Below are 6,617 nucleotides of genomic sequence, written 5' to 3' on the forward strand. Positions count from 1 at the left end.
TGAAATCCGGCGGTTCAGGCGATGCAATTGATCCGACGGACTGCCATCCTGCCACCAAACATTTCGAATATCAGGGGGTCACAATGATCGAGACACCATATCTTCTGTTCCTGGGGGATGCACCGGACGGGCTTGCCGCGAAAGTGGCCCAGGGAATCCGCGACTGGCGACCGGACAATTGTGTCGGACAGTTCCGCATGGACGGCTGCAAGGCTGATCTTGGCCTGCCGGACATGACGCTGGCAGATGCAAAAGCGGCGGGTGCGAAGACGCTGGTGGTCGGGGTTGCAAACCGGGGCGGCAAGATATCCCAAGCCTGGAAGAAGGTGCTTGTGATGGCCCTGGAGGAGGGTTTTGACCTTGCCTCTGGCTTGCACAACCTCTTGCGCGATGAGCCCGACCTCGTGGCGGTGGCCAAGGCGACGGGGCGCAGCCTGCATGATGTGCGGGTGCCCGAGGTCGCGTATCCCATCGCCGATGGCGTCAAGCGCAGCGGCAAGCGGGTTCTGGGGGTCGGCACCGATTGTTCGGTGGGCAAGATGTATACCGGGCTGGCGCTGGACAAGTCGATGCGCGACGCGGGGATGAAAAGCACGTTTCGCGCAACCGGACAGACCGGCATTCTGATCACGGGTGACGGGGTGCCCTTGGACGCCGTGGTGGCGGATTTCATGGCCGGGTCCATCGAGTGGCTGACGCCGGACAATGATGCGGATCATTGGGACGTGATCGAAGGTCAGGGCAGCCTGTTCCACGTCTCGTTTTCGGGTGTGACGCTGGCGCTGATCCATGGCGGCCAGCCGGATGCGCTGATCCTGTGTCACGAGCCGACACGCACCCACATGCGGGGTCTGCCGGGCTATGATCTGCCGTCGCTGGAGGCGCTGCGCGACATGGCTCTGCCGCTGGCGCGGGTGGCGAACCCGGACTGTGTCGTGGCCGGGATTTCGATCAACACGCAGCATATGGGCGAGGCCGAGGCGGTGGCGTATCTCGGGGAGCTGGAAGACCGCATGGGGCTGCCTGCGGTGGATCCCTACCGTCACGGGGCGGACCGTCTGGCCGAGGCCTTGGCGGCGCTCTGACAATCCGGGACACAGCGCCTTTGGCGGCGTGGTGTTTGCATATTTGGAAAAAGAAGAAGCAGGGGGAGGTGCCCATGATCGAGGTGACGCGCGATGTGTTCCGGTTGGCGCAGGTGTTCACCATCTCGCGCGGGAGTCGGACCGAGGCGAAGGTGCTGACCGTTCGGATCACGCGGGATGGCGTGACCGGATGGGGCGAATGTGTGCCTTATGCGCGGTATGACGAGACGCTGGAGAGTGTCGAGGCGCAGATCCGGTCCTTGCCATCCGGGATCGACCGGGCGGCGTTGCAGGAGGCCTTGCCTGCCGGGGCAGCGCGGAACGCGGTGGATTGTGCGCTTTGGGATCTGGAAGCGAAACAGGCCGAGCGGCGGGTGTGGGACCTTGCCGGGTTGGCCGCGCCACGGCCGGAGGTGACGGCCTATACCCTGTCGCTGGACACACCCGAGGCGATGCAGGCGCAGGCGGCGACACATGCGCATCGCCCACTTCTGAAGATCAAGCTGGGCACGCCCGACGACATGCCGCGTCTGGAAGCGGTGCGCGCCGGTGCGCCGGACGCGCGGATCATCGTGGATGCCAATGAAGGCTGGTCAGCGGAGGTTTATGCCGATCTGGCGCCGCATCTGGTGCGGTTGGGTGTTGCAATTGTGGAGCAGCCCTTGCCGGCGGGGCAGGATGAGGCGCTTTTGGGGGTGGATCGCCCGGTGCCGCTTTGCGCGGATGAAAGCTGCCATGATCGTGCGTCGCTGCCCAGGCTCAAGGGCAAGTACGACATGGTGAACATCAAGCTCGACAAGACCGGAGGACTGACCGAGGCGCTGAAGCTGCGCGATGTCGCGCGGGCCGAGGGCTATGACGTCATGGTCGGTTGCATGGTCGGATCGTCTTTGGCGATGGCCCCGGCGGTTCTGGTGGCGCAGGGGGCGGCGATCACCGATCTGGACGGGCCGCTCTTGCTGGCCGAGGATCGCGACGCGCCACTGAAGTTTGACGAGTCCGGTGTACACCCGTCAGCAGCGGCGCTTTGGGGGTGAGGTGCTTCAGTCGGTGCGCCGTTGCAGGCAGACCGTCGAATCTTCGATCCGCAATCCGTAATCGTTGATCGCCGGGGGGAACTCTGCGTTTGTGCAGAGGGTATATTCGGTGTTTGTGATCCGGTTGTATGTGATGGCACTTGCGAAGCCGGTGAGCCGCGCCGGATTGCGGGCGCAGGTCATCGGATCAAGGGTTTCCGGCAGCGCGGCGCGGTCGAGGCCCGGACAGTCCGCGACATCGTTGGCCAGTGTGCGCAGATCGGTGATGCGCCACCGGTCGCGCTGTTCCATCTGGCCCTGCGCGGGGCCACCGACCAGCCAGAAGGACAGGCCCAGCGACAGAAGGGCTGACGCGGTCAGCACCCAGGCGGCGGGGATCGGAATCCCGGGAAACGGCAGATCGCGGGTTTCGCGGAAATAGGCCAGCACCACCAGCGCCATCATGGCGACCGTTGCCGATTTGACGAGGAATCGCAGGGTGATCTGGCCGTCCAGCCAGCTGTAGATGAGGAAAAGCGCGTCACCCAGAAGCGTGATCGTGGCGCAGAGCATTGCAATGGCCGACAGCCATCGGCGCACAGTTCCGTGTCTGCGTGCAGGGTCTTTTGCAGTGGCTTGCCGGTCTTTGCGATCAAGCACCCAGAACACCGGAACAAAAACCAACAGCGCAGCCATCGACCAGCGCAGGCCGGACAGCCGCCCGTAATTCTGGGTTTCCTCGGGTTCGGGCAGCCAGAGATTGATCTGGGCAAAAAGCAGGGTGAGGGTGCTGCCGACAACCATGCCGAAGACCACGAACAGCAGCGCGTAGAACAGCGCATCGCGGGCAGCGCTGGATCGCATGGGGCGGGGAACGGCCCCGGCACCGTCCTGTGGCATCCACCCTGCGAGGGCGGCGTCGATCTCGGTTTCGGTCCAGTCGGCTGCCTTCAGGGCGGTCCGAATCCCGGCCTCGTCCTGATTGGCCTCAAAGGCGTCGCGGACATAGCTGGACAGTTCTTGCGGGATCTGCATGTCGGTCTCCTGTCGGAAGGCGGATGTATCGGGAATGATCAGATCGTCTGGCCCCGTCAACGAATTTTTCCAATGCGCCCCCCCCCCCGCGGGATTGAAATGCCTTGAAACCGGGAGGCGCGCTTCGGTACATGGTCTGACAGACAGATTGCATATCCCCATCGCCATAAGGACCCGCCCATGACCCGCACCGTATATGTGAACGGAGACTACCTGCCTGAACACGAGGCGACCGTGTCGATCTTCGACCGCGCCTTTCTGATGGCGGATGGGGTCTATGAGGTGACCAGCGTGTTGGGTGGCAAGCTGATTGACTTTGCGGGGCATGCAAAACGGCTTGAGCGGTCGCTGAGCGAGCTCGACATCAAGAAACCGGCGGCATTCGATGATCTGCTCGATATTCACCGCGAATTGGTGAAGGTGAACGGGATCGAGGATGGGCTGGTCTATCTTCAGATCACGCGCGGGTCCGATGGCGACCGCGATTTCGTCTTTCCCGATCCCGAAACAACCGAGCCGACGGTGGTTCTTTTCACCCAGTCCAAGCCGGGCCTGGCGGACAATCCGGCAGCGAAGAAAGGTCTCAAGATCATCTCGATCGAGGATGTGCGCTGGGGGCGGCGCGACATCAAGACGGTGCAATTGCTCTACCCGTCGATGGGCAAGATGATGGCCAAGAAAGCGGGCGCAGATGATGCCTGGATGGTGCAGGACGGGGCTGTGACAGAAGGCACCAGCAACAACGCCTATATCATCAAGGGCAACACCATCATCACGCGGGCGCTGTCGAACGACATCCTGCACGGGATCACCCGCGCCGCTGTTCTGCGGTTCGCGCGTGAGGCGCAGATGAAGGTGGAAGAGCGCGATTTCACCATCGACGAGGCGAAAGCGGCGGATGAGGCGTTCATCACCTCGGCCTCGGCCTTTGTGATGCCCGTGGTCGAGATCGACAATGTGGCGCTTGGCGACGGAACGCCGGGGGCGCGTGCGTTGCGGTTGCGCGAGATTTACCTTGAAGAAAGTCTGAAAACCGCGATCTGAGCCATGGCTGCTGTGCGTGAGCGGGAGAGCTATGATGTCGTGATCGTCGGCGGGGCGATCATGGGCTCGGCGGTGGCGTGGTTCCTGACCGATCTGGGGTTCGACGGGCGGGTGCTGGTCATCGACCGGGACATGAGCTTTGAGAGGTCCGCTACAGCAACTTCGACCTCGTGTATCCGGCAGCAGTTTTCGACCGGGCTGAACGTGAAGATCAGCCAGTTCGGCGCGGAGTTCATCACCAACCTGCGCGGTTTCATGGGGTGCGATACGCGCGTGCCCGAGATCGCGATACGCAATTTCGGCTACATGTACCTGGCGGACTCCGGATCCTTTGCCGACGATCTGCGCGCGCGGGCGGCCGTGCAGGTGGCGGCGGGTGCCGAGACGCGGTTGCTGACGCCAGACCAGATCGCCGAAGACTACCCGTTTTATGCGCTTGACGACATCGTTCTGGGGTCGATCAACACGCGCGATGAAGGCTATTTCGACAGCATGGCGGTGTTCGAATGGCTGCGGCGACAGGCGCGCGAACGCGGCGTGGAGTATGTCGAGGCTGACGTGACCGGGATGGATGTCTCTGGTGGACAGGTGCGGTCGGTGACGCTCTCCACCGGTGAACGGATCACCTGCGGACATCTGATCAACGCCGCCGGACCGCGTGCCGGGCATGTGGCGGCGATGGCGGGGATTGATCTGCCGGTTGAGCCGCGCAAGCGCTATTCCTGGGTGTTCAGGGCGCAAGTGCCGCTGGATCGGGATTTGCCTTTGACCATTGATCCGTCGGGCCTGCATGTGCGCGAGAACGGGGGTGGCACCTATCAGGCGGGTGGGTATTTCGGCGATGATCCGGCGGTGGGATTTGACGATTTCGACATGGATCATGGCTTGTGGGAGTCCGAGGTGTGGCCGTTGCTGGCCGCGCGCATTCCGCAGTTCGAGGCGATCAAGCTGACCCACGGCTGGGTGGGCCATTACGAGATGAACACGTTCGACCATAACGCGATACTGGGGCCGCATCCGGATGTCGGCAACTATCTGTTCATCAACGGATTTTCGGGTCACGGCTTGCAGCAGGCTCCGGCAATGGGGCGCGGGTTGGCGGAATGGCTGTGCTTTGGCGCGTACCGGACCCTTGATCTCGGAGGGTTTCATTTTGACCGACTGTTGAGCGGCGCGCCGCAGGCCGAGAAGGCAGTGATCTAAAGCGGATCAACTTCGAGCCGGACACCGCCTTCGGGGCGCAGGGCGAGGGTGATCACCGGGTCGGGGACGACGCCCTTAACCGATTTGAAACGGAATCGTCCTAGCAAGGTGGCGAGGATCATCACCACCTCTTGCAGGACAAAGCTGGCGCCGATGCAGATGTGGAGACCGTTGCGAAGGGACGGATAGACAGGGCGGTCTGCATCGGTTTCGCCGGTACAGGGCGGTATTCTCACCAAAGCGTTAGGGCATGTGACGCAGGGGACCAGTCCGGTTGCGTTGCGCCTTTCGGGGGGCTGGGTTAGACAAGGGCGGATGACACCTCCGGGGGACGCGATGCGCCGCTTCTTAGTTGCCTTTCCACTGCTTCTGGCGCTGGCCGCCTGTGCCAGTTCGACAAGTGATCTTGAAGGACCGACAGATCCCATGGGGGATTTCCGACTTGGTCATGTCGGCGTTGTTGCCCCGAATTTGCAAAAGCTGCTGGTATCCCGCGATGCGACACAAGAAGAGTGGATCGAGGCGATGACCGATGCGCTGGGCCAGCGGTTCAGCCGCTTTGATGGCGACAGGTATTACCACCTCGGGGTGAGCGTCGAAGCCTATTCGCTGCCACCCCCCATCATACCTGGAAAATCCGCCCTGGCGCTGAACGTCACGCTTTGGGACGACGCCGCTCAGGCCAAGATGAACGCCGAGCCCAAGCAGATCCAGGTGATCAAGGTGTTCGAATCCCGGATCTCCAAGAACCGCGATGAACAATTGACTGGTCTTGCCGAAGAGGCGGCCCGCCTGGTTGAGGTCTGGCTGCGCGAGATGCAGGACAGCGATGGCTGGTTCACGACCCCTGCGGGCACAGACATGGCGCCTGTGGCGGGTCCGGCATCCGGGAATGACGCCGAGGCGGGCGTTGTTGTACCTCCAGAGGTGGTGGCGATCACGAATTCCGCAGCCTCTGCAGCGTCGACCAGCCGCTGACGTTCCGGTTCGACACGGCTGGGGCGGGATCCGCCCCATGAAGGTGTGTTTGGGCTTGATTTTCTGGTTTTCTGCGCATAGATCGCCCGCGATGAAAACCGGGTCGGGTGGACCCCCCAAGTCACGAGGCGTCTGAAGAGATGGGCAAGGAAAAGTTTGAGCGCGGCAAGCCGCACTGCAACATTGGCACGATTGGTCACGTTGACCACGGCAAGACGACGCTGACGGCGGCGATCACGAAGTATTTCGGTGATTT

8 protein-coding genes are annotated in these 6,617 nt (G+C 62.6%); 6 read left to right on the top strand and 2 right to left on the bottom strand.

From position 1 onward, the window contains the following. The first annotated feature begins 83 nt into the window (after nt 1-83). On the top strand, nt 84-1,085 hold the full coding sequence (dgcN, locus tag ACTIEN_RS19925; protein WP_439524900.1) for an N-acetyltransferase DgcN: 1,002 nt from the start codon (nt 84-86) through the stop codon (nt 1,083-1,085). A gap of 74 nt (nt 1,086-1,159) precedes the next feature. After that, nucleotides 1,160-2,122 (top strand): N-acetyl-D-Glu racemase DgcA, encoded by a 963-nt coding sequence (gene dgcA, locus ACTIEN_RS19930; RefSeq protein ID WP_439524901.1) that lies wholly within the window; start codon nt 1,160-1,162, stop codon nt 2,120-2,122. A 6-nt stretch (nt 2,123-2,128) separates the two neighbouring features. On the opposite strand, the gene ACTIEN_RS19935 is transcribed toward dgcA, so the two are convergent. After that, nucleotides 2,129-3,136 carry a DUF5671 domain-containing protein gene (locus ACTIEN_RS19935; protein WP_439524902.1) on the bottom strand — a complete coding sequence of 336 codons (1,008 nt, stop codon included), beginning with the start codon at nt 3,134-3,136 and terminating at the stop codon, nt 2,129-2,131. 180 nt (nt 3,137-3,316) lie between these two features. Here ACTIEN_RS19935 and ACTIEN_RS19940 point away from each other — a divergent pair, with 180 nt between their 5' ends. Then, entirely contained in the window at nt 3,317-4,180 is an 864-nt protein-coding gene (locus ACTIEN_RS19940; protein ID WP_439524903.1) for a D-amino-acid transaminase, read from the top strand. A 3-nt stretch (nt 4,181-4,183) separates the two neighbouring features. Continuing rightward, nucleotides 4,184-5,383, top strand: coding sequence for an NAD(P)/FAD-dependent oxidoreductase (locus ACTIEN_RS19945; protein ID WP_439524904.1), 1,200 nt, complete (start codon nt 4,184-4,186; stop codon nt 5,381-5,383). Here the strand turns inward: ACTIEN_RS19945 and ACTIEN_RS19950 are convergent. Then, complete coding sequence (locus ACTIEN_RS19950; RefSeq protein WP_439524905.1) at nt 5,380-5,619, bottom strand: hypothetical protein; 240 nt, start codon at nt 5,617-5,619, stop codon at nt 5,380-5,382. The genes ACTIEN_RS19945 and ACTIEN_RS19950 overlap by 4 nt on opposite strands. Before the next feature lie 100 nt (nt 5,620-5,719). On the opposite strand from ACTIEN_RS19950, the gene ACTIEN_RS19955 reads away from it, so the two are divergent. Beyond that, nucleotides 5,720-6,361, top strand: a complete 642-nt coding sequence (locus tag ACTIEN_RS19955) for a hypothetical protein (protein WP_439524906.1) — start codon at nt 5,720-5,722, stop codon at nt 6,359-6,361. 140 nt (nt 6,362-6,501) lie between these two features. Then, nucleotides 6,502-6,617 (top strand): GTP-binding protein (locus ACTIEN_RS19960; RefSeq protein ID WP_439524908.1); only part of this gene is annotated, 116 nt, incomplete at its 3' end.

Source organism: Marivita sp., assembly GCF_051859345.1.
In the GTDB taxonomy this organism is placed as follows: Bacteria; Pseudomonadota; Alphaproteobacteria; order Rhodobacterales; family Rhodobacteraceae; genus Marivita.